Here is an 18,113-nt window from a genome sequence, read left to right as displayed (position 1 = left end):
GAATCCATTATTGACTATTTTTGTTCTTCTGAAAAGTAAAGGAGATCCGAATGATTGAATTGCCTGTCATACCGGAAGAGGCCACCACCAAGCGAAAGCGCAACAAGCCTGACTGGCTCAGGGTGAAGCTTCCGGTAGGAAAAGAATATGCCCGCGTGCGCAAGCTTGTGGACAAACATAAACTTCATACCATTTGTGAAAGTGGCAACTGCCCTAACATGGGCGAATGCTGGGGACGTGGCACCGCTACTTTCATGATACTGGGTAACGTATGTACACGTAGCTGTTCATTCTGTGCCGTGGCTACCGGGCGCCCGCCTGAGTACGACGAGGATGAACCCCGCCGTGTGGCCGAAGCCATCAAACTGATGGAAGTGAAGCACGCCGTACTTACTTCTGTTAACCGTGACGAACTGAAGGACCGTGGTGCTGAAATATGGTACCAGACGGTAGTAGAGACCAAGCGCCTGAGTCCGGAAACGACTATAGAAACCCTCATACCCGATGTAAAAGGTAACTGGGACGCCCTGTATCGTATGATAGAAGGCGGCCAGGAGGTGGTGTCTCATAATATGGAGACGGTGGAACGCCTGTACCGCCGGGTAAGGCCACAAGCTAAATATGCACGAAGCCTGGAGCAAACGCGCCTGACTAAAGAGGCCGGCATGCGCACCAAAACCGGTATCATGCTTGGCTTAGGCGAGACGGACGATGAGGTATTTAAGGCCATGGATGACCTGGCAGCTAACGGATGTGACATCCTGACGCTGGGGCAGTACCTCCAGCCTACCAAAATGCACATAGAGGTGGCTGAGTTTGTACACCCGGATAAGTTTGCCTTCTTTAAAGAAGAGGGTGAGCGCCGCGGAATAAAATATGTGGAGAGTGGCCCGCTGGTACGCTCTTCTTACCATGCCGAGAAGCACGTGCATGTGTAACTGACAGGTATAATACGATAGCCAATAGATAAGAGGCCATCTGCTCCCGCGGATGGCCTCTTTCATTTAAACGTATCTTTTTTCTACCTTATATAGACAAACCAAACACACTTTACTATTAGAAAGACTAAGTTATCCCTGAAGGCTGTTAGCATCAGCAGCTTTACGACATCTTCCCTGGACCTGAATGGCCAGACGCGTAATGTAATAGGAGGTGAAAGTCAGGATGAAATCTTTTGCACAGGCAATTGCCCTACAGACCCCTATTGTACAATCTATGCCTGCTTCACAAAAGGGAGCCCGTACGGCGAATGTACCGAGGTATTTGTCTGCTAACCAGCAGTTAACATATACCGAGAAGCCGGCCTTTAACCGGCTTTTTCTAACCCTACTCCCTTTTGCTGTGCTTTTATTTTTTTAAATTGGACGCAGACTTTTTTAAACTGCTTCATGAAGACACTACTTCCCCTATTTTTTGTGCTTGCGGGAGCTTTTGCTGCATGCAATGATCAAAAGGAACAATCCTCTGACAAGAACTTACTGGAAGCCGAAGCGGAGCGACTGGAAGAGGAATACGAAACAGCGCTGCATAAGGACATCCCAGCCGCCGACTCTACTTCGTATGTGATGGACAGCCTGAAGGACTTCCCCATCAAAAAAAGTATTGAGCTGCGCCTGAATGCCGCTACCTTTGAGGACTCCCTCCAATCGATATACCGCCGCCTTAATCTTGACTCTGCGAACCTCCCGTATGATGTGTTCCGTATGGGTATGATTGGGCACTATAATCTGCGGATGGAAGGGGCTCTGGGTGACCGGGATATCCTCACCCTTATAGACTTTACCCAGTCCAGTTGCGATAAGCGCTTTTACACGCTGGACCTCGACAGCATGAAGATCCTCTTTAATACGTATGTGGCCCATGGACGCAACTCGGGCGGCAACTTTGCCTCATCGTTCTCTAACCTGAGCGGCAGCAACCAGTCCAGCCTGGGCTTTTTTGTAACGGCAGAGACCTACACGGGCAGCAAAGGCTACAGCATGCGGCTGGATGGCCAGGAAGCAGGCATTAATGATAAGGTAAGGGAAAGGGCCGTAGTGATGCATGAAGCCAAGTATGTAAGCGAGGACTGGATCAGCAAGTATGGCCGCCTGGGCCGTAGCCTTGGCTGCCCGGCTCTGCCGGAGGGCATAAGCCGCACCGTGATAGACTCGATCAAGAACGGCACCACCCTGTTTGCTTACTATAATGACAGTACTTACCTCAATGCCAGCCGGTATCTGGACCTGGATCAGCTAATGCGGGGTGGGGAGATCGTGGAAGAAGTGGCTACGCCTCTCTTAAATCCAATAAATTAATTTGAAACTAAAGCCGCGATTCATCACCCTGAGGTCATCAGTATAATTATCTGAGTACACCAGAAAAAGGTCACTTACCGGCCTGAACCGCCACTGGAAGCGTATGTTAGTACCTACGTTATCCGCCAAAGAATTAAACTGCGTGATGTAGGTAAGAAACATGGTGGTGTTAATACTGTACCTGAGCGAAGGAGACAGCAGAAAAATAGTATTGTCTCCGTATGGTTCAGGCAGGTCAATACGATTCACATTAAAATCAACAATGGTGGTGAGCCTGGGCTGCCACTGCAACCCGGCGTAGCCGTCCAGTTGAGCCCGGGTACCATTGAAATATGAGCCATAAGCCGCCTGTCCGCCATATAGGAATCTCTGCCTGCGGTCGCTATTATACCGCAACATGACCCTAGAGTATGTATACTCTGTACCTGCTTCCAGCTCCTCCCCTTCTGTAAAACTGGGGTCGAAGTTATCCAGCAGCCTGGTATAGTTAGTGGTGGTGGCTATTCGGGCATTGGACGTATTGGCAAAGTTGGTGAATAAAGCCACAAAGCTGCTGAAGTCTAATATTTCACCCTGCATATCCATGAACAGGTCGAAGTCAGTGGAAATACCCCACTGGTTCAGGTTTGGCGTATTAGGGAAAAAGCGCAGCTCAGGACCCGTAGTAATATGCTGTATCCCTTTACGTGGTACGAAGCCCGTCTCGGGGTCAAACTCCTCATCGATGTAGGTATATCTGCCGCCCATCCGGAAGTTGCGGGAATTATAACTGGCCGAAACGCCAAAATTATCGGCACGGACATCTTCCTTAGCCATCAGAAAGTAGAAGGCCTGCCCTTGCCACTTGTTATCATCAGAGATCAGGTTGAGGTCTGCCCCGCCAAGCCTCATGTAGGCAGAGTCGACGGGTGAAAACCCGCGTTCCATCTCCTGGGTGTTAATGAACAGGCCGGAGATGGTGGACCGGTTAAATATCTGCTGCTGGTAGCTGGCCACGGTGTAGTTTCGGCCATTTACGCGTACCAGGCTATCGCCCTCTTCATTCAGCACCCGCGCCTTCTGGGTCTGTACTGACATAACGCCCACCCTGGCACGGTCCGTCAGCTTGCCGGTAGCCCTGAGGCCGGCTGTGATAGGCACTGTCTCATAAAAGCCTTGCTCATTTTTTGCCAGGCCTATCCGACGGCTGAAGAAGGGCTGTGACCTCCAGTAGCCAAAGCCTGCGAACAGGTCACTGTTTTCGATAAAGAACTGCCTTCTTTCAGGAAACATTAGCTCAAACCTGCCGAGGTTCAGTTGTTGCCGGTCTACCTCTATCTGACTGAAGTCTGGGTTGATGGTACCATCCACATTCACACTCGGGCCTATCCCTACTTTAAAATCCAGGCTGGGGTTTACCGTCCAGTCATTTTTATCTCCTTCCTCAAAGTCTCTGTTACTGGTTACCGTAAGACTGGGTATGAGAGAGGCACGCAGGCCTGAGGCCTCCGGAGCCGTTTTAAAGATGAGAGGTTTGGTGTAATCCAGGTTTTCCAGGCGCTGATTAATGGGCACCCAGTTCCATACTGAGCGCTCATTATTAGCTACATCGCTCCGGATGAAGTTTATGCGCCAGTTTATCTCCCCTTCTTTAAATCTCAGGGTTTTAAAGGGAATGGCTACCTCCAGTGTCCAGCTATTGTCATTGATCTTTGTGGCGCTATACCACTTATTATCCCAACTAGGGTCACTGTCATTTCCCCCTTTATTGATGAGACGCTCACCGCGGCTGTTAAAGGCAGTTACTTCAAAGCTGTACCCATTAAGCTTATCATTGTAGGGATTGAGAAGTATGGCAAAAGCATCGTTTTCTCTCACCGAAAAATCCCGGTACAGCGTACGGGCCTGTAGCTCCTGGGCGGGAAGGGTATGGCAGGTGGCCGCTACATAGATGAATTTATCATCGTAGGCTACCATCACCTCCGTATCATTCATGGCAGGCAGGGAGTCTGTGGGGAAGTTCTGGACAAAGCCTGATGCTGCATCCGACTCCTGCCAGGTGGTCTCATTCAGCTCACCATCGACAATAATTTCACCGCCGGTAGGGTATATGGAAATGGGGCCTTTTTCGTATCGCTCCAGTGGAGGACTATCCTGGGCTACTACGAGATGCGAAAGAAAGATAAAAAATGAAATGGTGGCCGATAGCAGTCGCCTCATGCTTGGGGTACGTCGTTAAAAATTTTTGGGAAAGATGCTGCTGGCCGAATACAAATTTGACCTAATTAAGAATTAATAACAACTAAGAAAGCCGCGTATCCCTACATGATGTTATTAGTGGCTTGGGCGCGGGTTAAAAGGCAAATGCCCCACCAGTAGAATATTCTGCCGGCTTTGATTGGCTTCAGGAAATAAAGATGGATTATAATAAGATGAAAAAAAGAAGGGGACGTGATTTCGGCACGTCCCCTGTAAGATAGATTTGGATTTGAACGCTACGGGGTTAAAGCAGACTTAAAGTACCTCATGCACTTGCGTTACACTGCCGGTGCAGCCCTCATAGCAGCACCTCCCCTAATATTTTGTACTCAGTAATAATACATACTGTAGTCATATCCTATTTAGTTCCCATTATCACTGGATTTACCTGAAGCTTGTCCAAAAGCCGTTATCAACTTATTGAACCTGGCCGGAATTACAGTGCATAGCACTCAGCGAAAATGGTAACCTGTAGAGCAACCTGAATTGGTTGGGTAAGCTCCCCCACGGATGTCTTTTACTCCGGTATGGCTTACTTCAGTTACGTTTTCTTAAACAGATTTCATATGCTTTAGAATTCACGATAGCCGCTACAACACAGCATGTCCCTTCAGCCTTAAAAAGGAGAATGACATCGTACTATTTCATGTTCAGACTCATAAATTCACATCCTTCGGACGAAGGATTAAATGGTTGGACATAGCGTATGTTGAAAGCATAATTATTTAGTAACACTCTTAAAGCATCCGTAATATAGAACAAAATTTTCAGTTAGAAAAAATATGAGCGGGAATTTAAATCTTTTGCAAACGTTTGCGGTACTGACGAATGTCTTTATACTTTACGCTAATTGGCTTACTTTCTGAATGGAGCACCCAGCAGCAATTTGCCATAAAAAGATGGCTTTATCAGTTCTTTTTTAATGTCCATGTCGGTCAACATAGCCGTAATGAGAGAGCGGAGGGCAGGATTGCGGGCTGCCTTTTTGACGACCAGGTCAAAGAGAAAAGGAAAACGGAGCATCTGCTGCATTCGCCGGCTCAGCGCCAGTTCTTTGCCCATACGGCGATAAATTTCCTTATCGTAACTCTTAAGAGCAGCGGCGCCGAATTGCTGAGTATCGAAAGTTTGCCGGATAGTATCTGCGGCTACCCTTCCGCTACGAATGGCATTACCGATGCCCTCTCCGGTGAAGGGGTCAATAAGGGATGCGGCATCCCCACATACGACATACCTGTAGCCGCTCAGTGGGCGTTTTTTACTACCCACCGGCAAGCCCCAGCCTTTGGGTGTCTCTAAAGCCCGTGCCCGGGAAAAGCGATGTGCCACCCCGGGATGTTCTTTGATAATATGATCGAGCAGTTGACGCAGGTTGACCTTGTTCTTTCTAACGGCAGCACTCAGCATGCCCAAACCTACATTAGCGCGGCCATTAGGCATAGGAAAAATCCAGAAGTAGCCCGGCAATACATCATGAAGAAAGTGAAGCTCAATAAAGGGCCGGGTAGCAGGAAAAGTAACTCCCTCCCAATACTGCCTGATCCCTGCACAATAATGGTCATGCTCTACTTTCATGCCTGCCACTGAGCGGGCCAGGCGGGACTGTGCGCCATCTGCCAGTACAAGAAAGCGGGTGTGTATCACTCCTCTGTTGGTCGTAATTGCAAAACCATCCGCAGTTTGCCCGGCTTCAAGGGCCTCAGTACCCTCTTTTACCTCTATTTCAGTCTGCTCTTTTACCTGGCGCAGGAGAAAGTTGTCAAAATGTTGCCGGGCCATGACGTAGCCGGGTGCGCTAAGCACATCCCCTGCTTTATGAGGCACCTTGACGGGAACCTCCAGACGGTGTCCTGCTGGCGAGACAAAGGTTATGCCGTGCATACCGGTTTTGCGGGTAGCCTGGCTAAAGGGAAGTGTGAGCCCCTCCTCTCGTTCTGAAAGTAATCTTAGCTGATTAATAACATCAGGGCTAAGGGCATCACCACATATCTTATCCCGGGGAAAAGTAGCTTTATCAATGAGGCCTACCTGCAGGCCGCTATTCTTCAGACTGAGCGCACAGGATGTACCCGCAGGGCCGGCACCACTGATTAGTACGTCGTAAGTAATATCCTCCATCAGGAAGGGGGCTATAAATGAAACAGGGTCAGAAAAAAAATCAGATGAGCTGGCGATAAATGGACTCGTTTTCCTCATCAAAGCAGACAAATACGACCTGTTCCGGCAGTTCATGCTGGCTGAGGTATTCTTTTACGGTACTTACGGCTATTTCTGCTGCCTGCTCTTTGGGGTAGCCATATATGCCGGTACTGATATTAGGGAATGCTACAGTCCGGGCCTTTTTCTCACGGGCACGTTCCAGGCTGTTAAAATACGCTGCCCGCAGCAAATCAGGTTCGTCCTTGGTACCTCCGTTCCATACCGGGCCCACCGTATGTATAACCATGTCAGCGGGGAGGTTACCTGCAGTGGTAACGACTGCCTCACCGGTTTTACAGCCATTGATCATCCGACATTCTTGCAGTATAGCGGGGCCTCCGGCACGATGAATGGCCCCATCTACTCCACCCCCGCCAAGCAGGGAAGTGTTTGCTGCGTTGACGATGGCATCGGTTTTTACTTTGGTGATGTCTCCCTTGAGTATACTGATCTTGCCCATGCCGTAATTTGCGACATTATCAGCATAAACTAAAATATATACTTCATGTAATGCCGTATAGAGGGGTCATGGGGGTAGCCCTGGCGAGGTGAAGCGGGCATTTTGTAAAATCCATAGTTTTCCACCAGGCGGACGGCATCTTCAAGGTGTGCACTAAGCTCGAGGTAACACCGGCGATACCCTGACTCTCTTGCGCCATTGATGGTATGATCCAGCAGTTGCTGTCCGTAGCCTTTGCCGCGAAGGTTTGCCCTGAGAAACAGGGGCTGTAACTGGCATACCTCACCGAAGCCTATCTCCAGCGGAGTAAAGCCGACCAGCCCGACCACCTCATTGCAGAGGTCAAATAAATAAAAACCGGCCCTGGCGTAGCCGTCTTCCAGCCAGTAGCGCACGGTACGCCCTATATTCAGTTTGCTTGCATGCTGGATAGGCAGCTCATCTTCTGCCTCGCGAATGATCTTTTCTACAGCCACCCTATCGGTCATGCGATAGAGCCGTATGCTACCCGGTTTTTCATGTTTGTGGTTCGGTAGCGACACGTGAGAGCCGGAGAGGCCCGACGTGTGATTTAGTGGTAGTTCCGGGGAAAACATTGTCTCGTACTTTTCAAGCCCTACATATCAGTCTTTTGGTAGCCAGTTACGTTTTATAATAGCCATAGCAGATAGTAACCTGCTGCACAATAAATATTTACGCACAGAATGACATGGGGTAAAATAATTTCTATACGGGGCTGCAGGAGGTGATGACTGGTAGTAAGGATCAGCCTGAATGCCTCCTGAGCCACTCTTCAACTTCCGGAAAGTGATCATGGGCCGCATCCGGGTGGGTGAGCATATTGATGTGGTCGTAATCGTGCCGGTTGCCATTGTCACGGGACAGCAGCATAAACTCGTGGGGGTGTGGGCCTACCTCTTCCACCAGTCGCCGCACATCGTGTGGGTGGCCGAGGTATTCGTCATTTATGGCGGCTATGTGCATGATGGGGGGTAGTGACACCTTACGTATGGCGGCAGTATAGTCAAAGCCGTCGTCAAAATCGACCCAGGGGCCCTGCACCCAGCGACGGGTCTCCCGGTGCAGTTTACTGCTTTCATTATCGCTACCGAATTTCATCTTCCTGGCAGGCAGGTACCCGTACCAACGCTTGACCAGGGCGGCTCCTATAGTATACAGAATGTCTACATGAAAGAATTTCTTCCAACTAAAGATCTTAATCTGTCTTTTGGTACCAAAAAACACAGCCGAAGCAGGCTTAATATCAGAAAACCGTGCCATAAGGGATAGTAGCATCACGCCACCCCAGCTATGGGCTACCCAATGCACAGGCGACAGCGGACGCTGGGTATTTATGTAATCCAGCAGGGCAGGTACCTCTTGCTTTATGGCATCCATAAGCCCGTAGGGCGATCCTCTGCGTGTGGGTGGGGTGCTGTTCCCTTTGCCACGAAGATCACACACAAACACATCAAAGCCGCGCTTTGCCAGCCAGGGGGCAAGGCCTTTACCGCTTTTGCTATAAAATATCCGGCCGTTTTCAATACTGCCATGTAACATGAAAAGGACGGGGCCTGCCGGGCTGCCTTTGAAACGGCGCATATATAGGGTGTCTGTTCCCAGTGTTAGGTAGTGATCTTCCAGTTGAGGGGAGGCCGTGTCTTGTGCATCCATGGCCTTAAAGATAGCGGACTGCAGAGGATATCAGAGACAGGGCATAAAAAAAGGCACGCTTAGGTGCCTTTTTGAGATAAGATTCGAGAAATCTACTGCTGGTAATAGGTAGTGATGTTAAGGGTTTGGTCGCTGCCGATATAGCCGGTAAAGGCGGTGGCACTACGGGCGTAAACTCCCTCGGCCGAAATCCGGTAGTTGCCAGGTTGCAGTTCCAATGTCCGGTCCCGGGTATCGGTAATAACTTCGCCGGTATCAAGATTTTCGGCTGTGATATACAACTGCTCGTTTACCGGTTCACCACTATAGTAGTCGGATACATTTACCTGAACGGTAACTTCGCTGGTACCTGCCATTAGGGGGGTGATGGCTAATAGCATGAAGAGGGAAAGGGTGATAGAAATAATCTGTCTCATGGGTTTTACTTTTACTGGTTAAACAACATCCCGGATGAAGGCAGAAGGTGGGACAACACCGTCGTACTTAAAAAACCATTCCGTGAATGGTATCACGCTTCTACCGGAAAGCCCGGGCTTCAGATATATGTACCGATAATAACGCGGCCGGGTTTGGGGGGCTTGAAGGGCCTGAACCGAAGATTATGCAGGTTTCCGGTAGTGTGCGCTCCTATTCCTATGTTTGTTAACAGATGAAGAGGGGTATTTAATAAAAGCGTAATTTGGCAGCCGGTGTAAATCATCCGGCTTGCCTGGCTTAGAAGGCTGGCGATCACTGAATAAGCTGCGACATAATGACACAGAGCGAAATAAATAAGGACAGTATAACCTACTTCACCGGGAACCAGAAGGCTTATAACGAAGTAGCGGACAAGCTAAACCGGCAATACAATCAACTAAGTATTGCCCGGGCACTATTTTTTTTGGTAATGATGGTAGGGTTCATCTACCTGGTGGATACGGGGCAGGTACTGCTCTTATTGGGGACCCTGGTGGCTTATTTCTTTGCCTTCGGGGCGCTGATCAACTGGCACCACAAAGTGCGCTTCCGCCGGGATCATGCCCGCGCCAAAGCGGAGATATGCGGACAGGAGCTACAGCGCCTGGACCTACGATTTGAGGGGTTGGACGAGGGCATGGAGTATCTGGATCAGGGGCATGCGTATGCTTATGACCTGGATGTATTCGGACGAAAATCACTATTTCAATGGCTAAACCGCACGGTGACCAAAATGGGGCGCGACGGCCTGGCCGGGGCGCTGCTTACCCCATCAGGCCGGAAAGAGGTGGCCCTGAGACAGGAGGCTGCCCGCGAACTGGCAGAGATGCCTGAATGGAGGCTTGAATTCGGGGCCTTTGGCTGGCCTTACAGGCGGGAGGTGCAGGATACGGCACCCTTTCTGCAGTGGATGCAGGAAGAGGATGAGCCACTGCCGGGATGGATACGGGTAGTGAGTTATGTACTGCCCTTACTGACGCTTTCGGCTATCATCGGTTTTTTCACAGGTATCTTACCTGCTTTTGTACCCCTACTATTCCTTGTGCTATCCGGAGGGCTTATCAAAAGGGGCCTGAAGCAGGTACAGGACACAGAGGAATACACGGTGGCAAGCCTAAAGGCGATGGAGGGCTATGAAAAACTGATCCATCATACATTGCAGGCGGAGTATAGTAGCGAACGCCTCCGGGTAGCTGTCGCAAAGCTGCAGGCAGGGGATGGGGCTGGTCCTGCGATACATAAGTTAAAACGCCTGTTCAGCTACATGGAGAGCAGACGAAACTTCTTCTATCAGCTATTAAATGCGGTGTTTCTGGTGGACATCCATTTGTTGCAGGGATTCAGAGGGTGGAAAAGGCAGCACCGTTCCTATATAGGCGGGTGGCTGGAGGCCATAGGCACTTTTGACTTTCTCTCTTCTCTGGGAGGGGCGTCCTTTGCCCAGCCGGAGCTAACATGGCCGGAGGTGGCTGACCGGGAGTATGTAACGGAGGGCAGGCAACTGGGACACCCGCTGATTGCTGCAGAGGCGCGGGTGAACAATGATTTCAGCTTTAGCGGACAGGGCTCAGTGCTGCTGGTGACAGGTAGTAACATGAGTGGTAAGAGCACCTTCCTGCGTACGGTGGGGCTTAATGTGGTGCTGGCCCTCGCAGGAGCGCCGGTATGTGCCTCAAGTTTGCACACTGGGGAGATACAGGTATTTACCAGCATGCGTACCCAGGATAACCTGGAGGAGAGCGTATCGGGCTTTTATGCAGAACTGAAGCGGCTACGCCAGTTGCTGGACTTGCTGAAGGAGACGGACAGGCCGGTGCTGTTCCTGCTGGATGAGATACTTAAAGGCACAAATTCCGAAGACAGGCATAAGGGGAGCGAAGGCCTTATCCGTCAGCTTAGCCGTATGCAGGGCTTTGGGATGGTGAGCACACATGACCTGACTCTGGGGCACCTGGAGGAGAGTATGCCTAACCTGAAAAATGTGAGTTTTAACAGCCGGATAGAAAATGGCAAACTGATTTTTGACTATACGCTGACACCGGGTCTGTGCCGCAGCTTTAATGCGAGTAAATTAATGGAAGATATAGGGATTGAAGTGGCTTAAGCTTACATTATTTTATATATCAGAGTATTAATACATCCTAATAACTCATCCTAGCAATTTTTTTCACATTTAAATTGTATTAATGAATGGGTTTTCACATTTTATAAAAAGAAAAACTTATTAAAAAACAAACCACTGTAAAGATGAAAAAGACTTTATTTGCTTTTCTTTTTATTATCTCAGGCATTTGCTTTACCTCCGAAGCATACAGCCAGGGAATCCTACAATACAGATACTCAATTAAGCATATCGGTGACGCCTGTGTAGATAGGTTTTACATATATGATGGTGCACAGCAACAGGAAGCCACAGGGCTAAGTTATGTTAGCTGGTCCATTTCTGATTATGGTTATAGTAGCTACCCTCATAGTCCTAATAAAACGCGTACCGACTTCTACATCCCAAGAGAAGACATGGAGGGTAGAGATGCCGTTATTAGAGTCACCTTTAAAGACTCTAATAACGTTAGTTACTCCCTATCCTACAATTACTATATCCGCGCTTACTTTGCTTGCCCGTAATATAGACATTTATAATAGGTGACTAAAGGCTGCCTTGTTACGCACAAGGCAGCCTTTCCTGCTTAATGATTTAGACAAGGCAATGATTATGAATACAAGCAGAAAGCTGGAGCTGATACTGCAGGTACATCCCAAAGCGGCAATAGTAAGGCTCCTATGCTAATCCTTACGAGGGGCCTTATTAAAGCGCTTATACATTTCCATATCGAAAAACCCTACTGAAACAAGGTTACTGATGTCTATGACAAGGTCGGATCGTATATCACTAATATTCATGATCCTGCCTTCCATCAAATACTCTGAATAAACTGAAAGGTACTGTGTGGTGAAAATAAGGCGTTTGGTTTTCTCGTTTCTGTAGCCGCTAAAGGCAGGGATAATACGGGTATAGTTGGACACATTAGGAACAGGCAGCTCTTTTACCCATCCGATATAAAACTTACCATTGTCCAATGTAAACTGAAGTAGTTCTTCATCCGAAAAAGAGGTTTCCAGCATAAGCTCCAGCTCATTTCCATTGAATTTGATGGCTTTTTTTATGGCATCTTTTTCAGACAAAAGGAGGTTGGCTATTTCAGAAAAGACCACGGCTATTACTAAAGAAGCAGTAGCTGTACCGATAAACTTTTCTTTTACAGGGAGTAATCCGTATACGTTATTTATTAGCTCAGGAGCCATATGCTTTGTAGCATAGCGCAAAACAAAAGCTATTATAAGGCACAATAGTCCGAGCAGGACACTATTGAATAACAGCTTTTGCCGGTCTAGTCTCTGATGCAAAAAACGCAGGTATTTATAACGGACGAGTATATAATATCCGCCAACTAAGCATAGCCGTCAAGTTAAGGGTGTAAATGGCTTGAAAATAGCACATTAGCAATTTTCCACACTCGGGGAGCCTAGCCCACAAATTAAGAGAGGAGTACACTGAAGTGATTACTCTCTTGCCACTTACTGCATGTACCACCGGAATGCCGGACCACCCCGAAAGTCGGACCTCTCCTATTACCACAGGAGGGGAATTGGTGCTTAGCTTGACGGCTATGGCCAACTAAGGGAAGAATCAATAAGTTGTAATACAATGAGCCGGTTGAATATGAGCGGATTTTACTTTAAAGAAAAATAGAGTAAAAACAGGCTTAATGGGCAGCCGCCTGCTGATCTCTGATAATATCTTTATAGATATCGGATTCCATTAATTCACGAATGGTTTCCTGTATCTTTCTCTGACTGAAAAAGTCCTCTGTCGTCTTATACAATCTGCCACCCGCCGTACTGCGCTCGATACTTTTCTTCTTATCAGACATACGCATATTTTATTAAATAAACGAAGGAGCCATACAATATGTTACTAACATAATTAGCTACGGCAATAAATACAAGCGCTATACATTACCGCTTCCTATAAACCCGATCTTGCGGCCTTTGTAGCCATTTTCCTCAATCTGGCCGGCACTTTCAAGTACCTTATCGCGCATCTTATCTTTAAAGTTCTGCAGGTTATCAGCTACGGTCTTATCTGTAGCCCCTACTATCTGGGCGGCGAGTATACCGGCGTTCTTGGCTCCGTTCAGTGCGACGGTAGCTACGGGTACTCCGGCGGGCATCTGTAGGATTGACAGCACGGAATCCCAGCCGTCGATGGAGTTACGGCTTTTGACCGGAACGCCTATTACGGGCAGGGTGGTGAGGGAAGCCACCATGCCTGGCAGGTGGGCGGCCCCTCCGGCTCCTGCGACAATAGCCTGCAGACCGCGTCCCCGTGCCTGCTCTGCATACTCAAGCATGCGGTGGGGGGTACGGTGAGCTGATACGATAGATACTTCAAAGCTAACGCCGAGCTCTTCGAGCACTTTGGCGGCCTCGGTCATGACGGGCATATCGGACTGGCTGCCCATGATGATGCCTACTTTGGGCTGTTGGTCTTTGGATGGCTTACTCATGCGATTATGCGTATTAGATCTTTTACTTTACGTGCGGTTTTGCGAAGGTTTGCCTCATCTGTATCTACCACGGTCACGTGGCCCATTTTCCGAAAAGGCTTGGTGGTCTTTTTACCATAAAGGTGTACGTATACGCCAGGTATGGCCAGGGCTTCTTCCAGTCCCTCTACGCGTGCCATACCGGTGTGGCCGTCTTCCCCAAGCAGATTTACCATAGCGGAAGGTACGCGGCTGGCGGTATGACCGAGGGGCAAGCCGAGTATGGAGCGCAGATGCTGATGGTACTGGCTGGTGATATTAGCTTCGATGGTCTGGTGGCCGCTGTTGTGAGGACGTGGGGCGACTTCGTTTACCAGCACCTGGCCGTCTTTGGTCACGAACATCTCTACGGCAAGGAGGCCGACCATATCCAGCTCCGTAATTACTTTTTTGGCTATTTCAGAGGCCTGATTGGCTATGGTATCTTCAATTTGGGCAGGGGAGAAAAGGAACTCGACCAGGTTGGCGGTAGGATGAAAGGCCATCTCTACTGCCGGAAATGTGCTTACTTCGCGGTGTTCGTTTCGCGCGACGATCACCGATATTTCCTTATCAAAATCAATGAGGTCTTCCAGGATGCCGGGATCATCGAACCCTTTGGCCAGATCTTCCTCAGTGCGAAGTACCTGAACGCCGCGGCCATCGTATCCGGCGCGGCCCAGCTTATTTACAGTTGGAAGGCGGTAACTGTGCTTTCGCACATCATCAGCATTTTCTACAAGTACAAAGGGAGCAGTAGGGATACCTTTTTCTAGGTAAAACTGCTTCTGCAGCCTTTTATCCTGTATAAGGGAAATGACTTTGGGCTGAGGAAATACCTTTACGCCTTCGTCACTCAGCTTTTGCAGGGCCTGGGTATTAACATTCTCTATCTCAATTGTGATGAGATCACATTTTTTACCGAATTCATATACGGTATCAAAATCTGTAAGGGCTCCCTGGGTAAATTCCTTAGCAAGGTGAGCGCAGGGGGCATTCTCTGCAGGGTCGAGGATGTGAATATCTACATTCCAGTCGGTAGCGGCCTGTATGAGCATGCGGCCAAGCTGACCACCCCCTAATATGCCTACTGTGAAGTCCTGATAAAAACCAGCCATAAATACTAAAAAAACGGGTTAAGTGTCCGGCTGGTAAAACTACGTAATTACGTGAGATAAAGAAACGCATTCAGGGAGCCTTTCTGAGCCTGATGGGGCCGGAGGCCTGAGCCGGATCTACCTGCTTTCCTTTTTGCCAGACCTGCAGCTTCCCCTCTGCTTCGAGTATGAATGCTTCCTGCCGAACCGCCGGCATGAGTTCCCGCCAATCCTGAGGGGACAGGGCGCGGGCTACTTCACTGGGACAAAAAGTACTGTCATCCCCTCTGGCCACTGCCATGGTGCGGATGGCAGCACGGATCTTTTCGGTATTCATATGCACAAAAACCCGTTGAGTCTCATTAAGTTATTGCTATTTATTTTAGCTTTTGCTAAATTTGTTGCTTATGGAGACAGGGGATTATGTAAAAGGCAGAGGTGCCCAGTTCAACCCGGCTAACCCGTTTAGCCGGCATGCCTATGTAACGGAGCACGAGGAATGCCTTGACGAACCTCTGCAGCAAGCTCCCAAGAGGGAGGTATTCCTTGAAAATGCCAAGAAGGTGGTGAATAAAGTTACCAGCCCGGATCTATCTATGATGTACTCGATAAATCCCTACCAGGGATGTGAGCATGGGTGTATTTACTGTTATGCACGCAACAGCCATCAATACTGGGGATTTAGTGCGGGCCTGGACTTTGAAAGTAAGCTTGTGGCTAAAAAAAATGCGCCTGAGCTCCTGGAAAAGTTTTTACAAAACCCAAGATGGAAGCCCTCTCCTGTATCTCTCTCGGGCAACACGGACTGCTATCAACCACTGGAACGTGAGATGCGGCTTACACGGGGCTGCCTGGAAGTGCTGCTGAAGCATCGCCACCCGGTAGGCATGATCACAAAAAATGCCCTGATACTACGGGACCTGGACTTGCTAAAGGAGCTGGCAGCCCAAAATCTGGTACACGTTTACATCAGTATCACTACGCTGGATGAGGCCATCCGGCAGAAAATGGAACCCCGAACGGCAAGGGCGGGCAAACGGCTGGAAGTCCTGCGTAAACTCACTGAGGCAGGGGTGCCTTGTGGCGTTATGGCTGCCCCGATCATTCCGGGGCTAAACAATGCCGAAATACCGGCCATACTGGAGGAGGCTGCTAAGGCGGGGGCTCTTACGGCTGGCTATACAATTGTACGGCTGAATGGCAGCGTAGGTCCTATCTTCAAAGACTGGCTTGAAAAGAACTTTCCTGACCGGGCGCAGAAAGTCTGGAACCAGATATGTGCCATGCACGGGGGTAATGTGAACGATAGCCAATGGCGCCGCAGGATGCATGGGGAGGGGCATTTCGCCGAGCTAACGGCCAGCATGTTTCGCCACGCAAAGGCGCGCTATATGAAAGAACGACACATGCCGGACTACAACACCGGCGCGTTCATCCGGCCGGGAAAGGCTGACGGCCAACTTTCTCTCTTCTAATCTTGGTATTCGCGATTAAAAGGCGAACTTAAGTCTTTACTCAACCCTGTATCATGAGCAATTCCCCCACTTCCGGCCACAGGCCTGTTAGCCGGGAGGAGGAAAAGTATGTGCTGATAGCCACTATTCTGGCTTCAAGCATGGCTTTTATCGATTATTCAGCCCTTAATGTGGCCCTTCCCTCTCTGCAGCGTGAGCTGAACGTGGGTGGTAAGGAATTGCTATGGATTGTGAATGCCTATGCCTTATTTTTATCTTCTCTGCTTCTCGCAGGTGGGGCTATGGGTGACCTTCTTGGTCGAAAGAAAATCCTGATAGCCGGCATAATTACCTTTGTGATCGCCTCGATTTTGTGTGGCCTGGCTCCGGATGCTACTTTCCTGATAATAACGAGAGGCATACAGGGGGTAGGTGCGGCTCTGATGGTGCCTGGCAGCCTGTCTATCATTTCTGCGGTAATTCAAAGGGAGCGGCGAGGGCAGGCATACGGGACCTGGTCCATGTTCAGTGCGCTTACCACAGTAGCGGGCCCGGTGCTAGGCGGATGGCTGGCAGGGGCAGGCCTGTGGCGGGCGATTTTTTTCATAAACGTACCCCTGGGCATACTGGCCGCTTTCATTCTCTGGAAAAAAATACCGGAAACATCTGATCCGAATGCAAAAGCCCCGGATATAAAAGGGAGCCTTATGGCAACTCTGGGGTTATGCGGACTAACCTATTCATTTATAGAAGCACCGCAACGTGGATGGGAAAGCCTTTGGATAATCGGGGCTCTGGCTACAGGCCTAACTGGCTTAGTCTTATTTATCAGGCAGGAGCTACTCTGTCCCCATCCCATGGTGCCTCCCTCCTTATTTAAGAGCAGGACATTTAATGGCGCCAATGTACTCACCTTTTGTGTATACGGTGCCTTAAGCGTAGTGATGTTCTTCCTGCCGCTGAACCTGATCCAGGTACAGGGATATCCTGAAAAGATGGCCGGGCTGGCGATTCTTCCTTTTGCCTTATGCATTGCTTTTACTTCCCGATGGGCGGGCGGGCATACGGACCGCACGGGGCCTCGTATATTCCTGACCCTGGGTCCGCTGGTAGCAGGGGCAGGATATGTATGGCTGTCCTTTGCGGGCCTTACCAAAGGACCGGAGGCCTACTGGACTCACTTTTTCGGGCCTGTAGTACTTATGGGTACGGGCATGGGACTGACGGTGGCCCCGCTTACCACTACGGTGATGACAGCAGCTGATGATGCCGTAGCCGGTGCTGCCTCAGGGGTAAATAATGCGGTTAGTCGCACGGCTGGGGTACTGGCCATCTCGATACTGGGGGCACTGGCGCTGGTTCAATTTGAGAATATACTGATGGCCCGGTTACAGCCTCTTGCTCTGAGCGACTCCCTGATGATGGCAATGAAGGGGGAGGCTTCTGAACTGGCAGAAGCCAGGGTACCAGAAGGCATTAATGAGGATCTGGCCAGTAAGATCCGCCTGGAGGTAAGCAGCGCATTTGCCCGTACGTTTTCCACGATCATGCTTATATCAGCAGGCATGGCTACCTCTGGCAGCCTCATAGCATTTATAAGCATACAAAATGGCAAGAAGCCGCGCTCAGGCCCATAAGCATACTTAGTGCAA

At 49.5% G+C, this 18,113-nt stretch carries 17 protein-coding genes; 6 read left to right on the top strand and 11 right to left on the bottom strand.

Annotation, left to right across the window (positions count from 1 at the left end; translation table 11 throughout):
• The first annotated feature begins 50 nt into the window (after window positions 1-50).
• Together lipA and AB9P05_RS10470 are read left to right on the top strand one after the other, a co-directional pair.
• Window positions 51-938, top strand: a complete 888-nt coding sequence (gene lipA / locus AB9P05_RS10475; RefSeq protein ID WP_371908776.1) for a lipoyl synthase — start codon at window positions 51-53, stop codon at window positions 936-938.
• 450 nt (window positions 939-1,388) lie between these two features.
• Window positions 1,389-2,297 carry a murein L,D-transpeptidase catalytic domain family protein gene (locus AB9P05_RS10470; protein ID WP_371908775.1) on the top strand — a complete coding sequence of 303 codons (909 nt, stop codon included), beginning with the start codon at window positions 1,389-1,391 and terminating at the stop codon, window positions 2,295-2,297.
• On the opposite strand, the gene AB9P05_RS10465 is transcribed toward AB9P05_RS10470, so the two are convergent.
• The 6 genes from AB9P05_RS10465 to AB9P05_RS10440 form a co-directional block, all read right to left on the bottom strand.
• Complete coding sequence (locus AB9P05_RS10465; RefSeq protein WP_371908774.1) at window positions 2,280-4,496, bottom strand: DUF5916 domain-containing protein; 2,217 nt, start codon at window positions 4,494-4,496, stop codon at window positions 2,280-2,282. The genes AB9P05_RS10470 and AB9P05_RS10465 overlap by 18 nt on opposite strands.
• A gap of 894 nt (window positions 4,497-5,390) precedes the next feature.
• Window positions 5,391-6,731 (bottom strand): geranylgeranyl reductase family protein, encoded by a 1,341-nt coding sequence (locus AB9P05_RS10460; protein WP_371911346.1) that lies wholly within the window; start codon window positions 6,729-6,731, stop codon window positions 5,391-5,393.
• Window positions 6,694-7,194: an O-acetyl-ADP-ribose deacetylase gene (locus AB9P05_RS10455; RefSeq protein WP_371908773.1), complete on the bottom strand. Its 501-nt coding sequence runs from the start codon at window positions 7,192-7,194 to the stop codon at window positions 6,694-6,696. Before AB9P05_RS10455 ends, AB9P05_RS10460 begins: the two co-directional genes overlap by 38 nt.
• A 29-nt stretch (window positions 7,195-7,223) precedes the next feature.
• Window positions 7,224-7,790 carry a GNAT family N-acetyltransferase gene (locus AB9P05_RS10450; protein WP_371908772.1) on the bottom strand — a complete coding sequence of 189 codons (567 nt, stop codon included), beginning with the start codon at window positions 7,788-7,790 and terminating at the stop codon, window positions 7,224-7,226.
• Between the two features lie 169 nt (window positions 7,791-7,959).
• On the bottom strand, window positions 7,960-8,868 hold the full coding sequence (locus AB9P05_RS10445) for an alpha/beta fold hydrolase (protein ID WP_371908771.1): 909 nt from the start codon (window positions 8,866-8,868) through the stop codon (window positions 7,960-7,962).
• Between the two features lie 92 nt (window positions 8,869-8,960).
• The gene (locus tag AB9P05_RS10440; protein WP_371908770.1) at window positions 8,961-9,284 is read right to left on the bottom strand and encodes a hypothetical protein; all 324 of its coding nucleotides are present in this window, start codon (window positions 9,282-9,284) and stop codon (window positions 8,961-8,963) included.
• 335 nt (window positions 9,285-9,619) lie between these two features.
• Between AB9P05_RS10440 and AB9P05_RS10435 the strand changes: the two genes are divergently transcribed.
• Window positions 9,620-11,428, top strand: coding sequence for a hypothetical protein (locus AB9P05_RS10435; protein WP_371908769.1), 1,809 nt, complete (start codon window positions 9,620-9,622; stop codon window positions 11,426-11,428).
• Window positions 11,429-11,571: 143 nt separating this feature from the next.
• On the top strand, window positions 11,572-11,949 hold the full coding sequence (locus AB9P05_RS10430; protein WP_371908768.1) for a hypothetical protein: 378 nt from the start codon (window positions 11,572-11,574) through the stop codon (window positions 11,947-11,949).
• A 159-nt stretch (window positions 11,950-12,108) separates the two neighbouring features.
• Here AB9P05_RS10430 and AB9P05_RS10425 read toward each other — a convergent pair whose 3' ends face one another.
• From AB9P05_RS10425 to AB9P05_RS10405, 5 genes are all read right to left on the bottom strand, one after another.
• The gene (locus AB9P05_RS10425; protein WP_371908767.1) at window positions 12,109-12,627 is read right to left on the bottom strand and encodes a hypothetical protein; all 519 of its coding nucleotides are present in this window, start codon (window positions 12,625-12,627) and stop codon (window positions 12,109-12,111) included.
• Window positions 12,628-13,088: 461 nt separating this feature from the next.
• Window positions 13,089-13,256, bottom strand: coding sequence for a hypothetical protein (locus AB9P05_RS10420; protein WP_371908766.1), 168 nt, complete (start codon window positions 13,254-13,256; stop codon window positions 13,089-13,091).
• A 78-nt stretch (window positions 13,257-13,334) separates the two neighbouring features.
• The gene (gene purE / locus AB9P05_RS10415; protein WP_371908765.1) at window positions 13,335-13,892 is read right to left on the bottom strand and encodes a 5-(carboxyamino)imidazole ribonucleotide mutase; all 558 of its coding nucleotides are present in this window, start codon (window positions 13,890-13,892) and stop codon (window positions 13,335-13,337) included.
• On the bottom strand, window positions 13,889-15,028 hold the full coding sequence (locus AB9P05_RS10410; protein WP_371908764.1) for a 5-(carboxyamino)imidazole ribonucleotide synthase: 1,140 nt from the start codon (window positions 15,026-15,028) through the stop codon (window positions 13,889-13,891). Before AB9P05_RS10410 ends, purE begins: the two co-directional genes overlap by 4 nt.
• Window positions 15,029-15,098: 70 nt before the next feature.
• Window positions 15,099-15,344 carry a DUF3253 domain-containing protein gene (locus tag AB9P05_RS10405; RefSeq protein ID WP_371908763.1) on the bottom strand — a complete coding sequence of 82 codons (246 nt, stop codon included), beginning with the start codon at window positions 15,342-15,344 and terminating at the stop codon, window positions 15,099-15,101.
• 70 nt (window positions 15,345-15,414) lie between these two features.
• Between AB9P05_RS10405 and AB9P05_RS10400 the strand changes: the two genes are divergently transcribed.
• Entirely contained in the window at window positions 15,415-16,482 is a 1,068-nt protein-coding gene (locus AB9P05_RS10400) for a PA0069 family radical SAM protein (protein WP_371908762.1), read from the top strand.
• A 53-nt stretch (window positions 16,483-16,535) separates the two neighbouring features.
• Window positions 16,536-18,098, top strand: coding sequence for an MFS transporter (locus AB9P05_RS10395; RefSeq protein ID WP_371908761.1), 1,563 nt, complete (start codon window positions 16,536-16,538; stop codon window positions 18,096-18,098).
• Window positions 18,099-18,113: the final 15 nt, after the last annotated feature.

It is taken from the genome of Roseivirga sp. BDSF3-8, assembly GCF_041449215.1.
Lineage (GTDB): Bacteria > Bacteroidota > Bacteroidia > Cytophagales > Cyclobacteriaceae > JBGNFV01.
The sequence above is the reverse complement of the archived record's forward strand: the minus strand, read 5'-3'. Positions and strand labels throughout refer to the sequence as shown.

Excerpts from the sequence above, each read along its gene's own strand:
- lipA (WP_371908776.1), top strand. The coding sequence starts at position 51 with ATGATTGAATTGCCTGTCATACCGGAAGAGGCCACCACCAAGCGAAAG.
- AB9P05_RS10470 (WP_371908775.1), top strand. The coding sequence starts at position 1,389 with ATGAAGACACTACTTCCCCTATTTTTTGTGCTTGCGGGAGCTTTTGCT.
- AB9P05_RS10465 (WP_371908774.1), bottom strand. The coding sequence starts at position 4,496 with ATGAGGCGACTGCTATCGGCCACCATTTCATTTTTTATCTTTCTTTCG.
- AB9P05_RS10460 (WP_371911346.1), bottom strand. The coding sequence starts at position 6,731 with ATGAGGAAAACGAGTCCATTTATCGCCAGCTCATCTGATTTTTTTTCT.
- AB9P05_RS10455 (WP_371908773.1), bottom strand. The coding sequence starts at position 7,194 with ATGGGCAAGATCAGTATACTCAAGGGAGACATCACCAAAGTAAAAACC.
- AB9P05_RS10450 (WP_371908772.1), bottom strand. The coding sequence starts at position 7,790 with ATGTTTTCCCCGGAACTACCACTAAATCACACGTCGGGCCTCTCCGGC.
- AB9P05_RS10445 (WP_371908771.1), bottom strand. The coding sequence starts at position 8,868 with ATGGATGCACAAGACACGGCCTCCCCTCAACTGGAAGATCACTACCTA.
- AB9P05_RS10440 (WP_371908770.1), bottom strand. The coding sequence starts at position 9,284 with ATGAGACAGATTATTTCTATCACCCTTTCCCTCTTCATGCTATTAGCC.
- AB9P05_RS10435 (WP_371908769.1), top strand. The coding sequence starts at position 9,620 with ATGACACAGAGCGAAATAAATAAGGACAGTATAACCTACTTCACCGGG.
- AB9P05_RS10430 (WP_371908768.1), top strand. The coding sequence starts at position 11,572 with ATGAAAAAGACTTTATTTGCTTTTCTTTTTATTATCTCAGGCATTTGC.
- AB9P05_RS10425 (WP_371908767.1), bottom strand. The coding sequence starts at position 12,627 with ATGGCTCCTGAGCTAATAAATAACGTATACGGATTACTCCCTGTAAAA.
- AB9P05_RS10420 (WP_371908766.1), bottom strand. The coding sequence starts at position 13,256 with ATGTCTGATAAGAAGAAAAGTATCGAGCGCAGTACGGCGGGTGGCAGA.
- purE (WP_371908765.1), bottom strand. The coding sequence starts at position 13,892 with ATGAGTAAGCCATCCAAAGACCAACAGCCCAAAGTAGGCATCATCATG.
- AB9P05_RS10410 (WP_371908764.1), bottom strand. The coding sequence starts at position 15,028 with ATGGCTGGTTTTTATCAGGACTTCACAGTAGGCATATTAGGGGGTGGT.
- AB9P05_RS10405 (WP_371908763.1), bottom strand. The coding sequence starts at position 15,344 with ATGAATACCGAAAAGATCCGTGCTGCCATCCGCACCATGGCAGTGGCC.
- AB9P05_RS10400 (WP_371908762.1), top strand. The coding sequence starts at position 15,415 with ATGGAGACAGGGGATTATGTAAAAGGCAGAGGTGCCCAGTTCAACCCG.
- AB9P05_RS10395 (WP_371908761.1), top strand. The coding sequence starts at position 16,536 with ATGAGCAATTCCCCCACTTCCGGCCACAGGCCTGTTAGCCGGGAGGAG.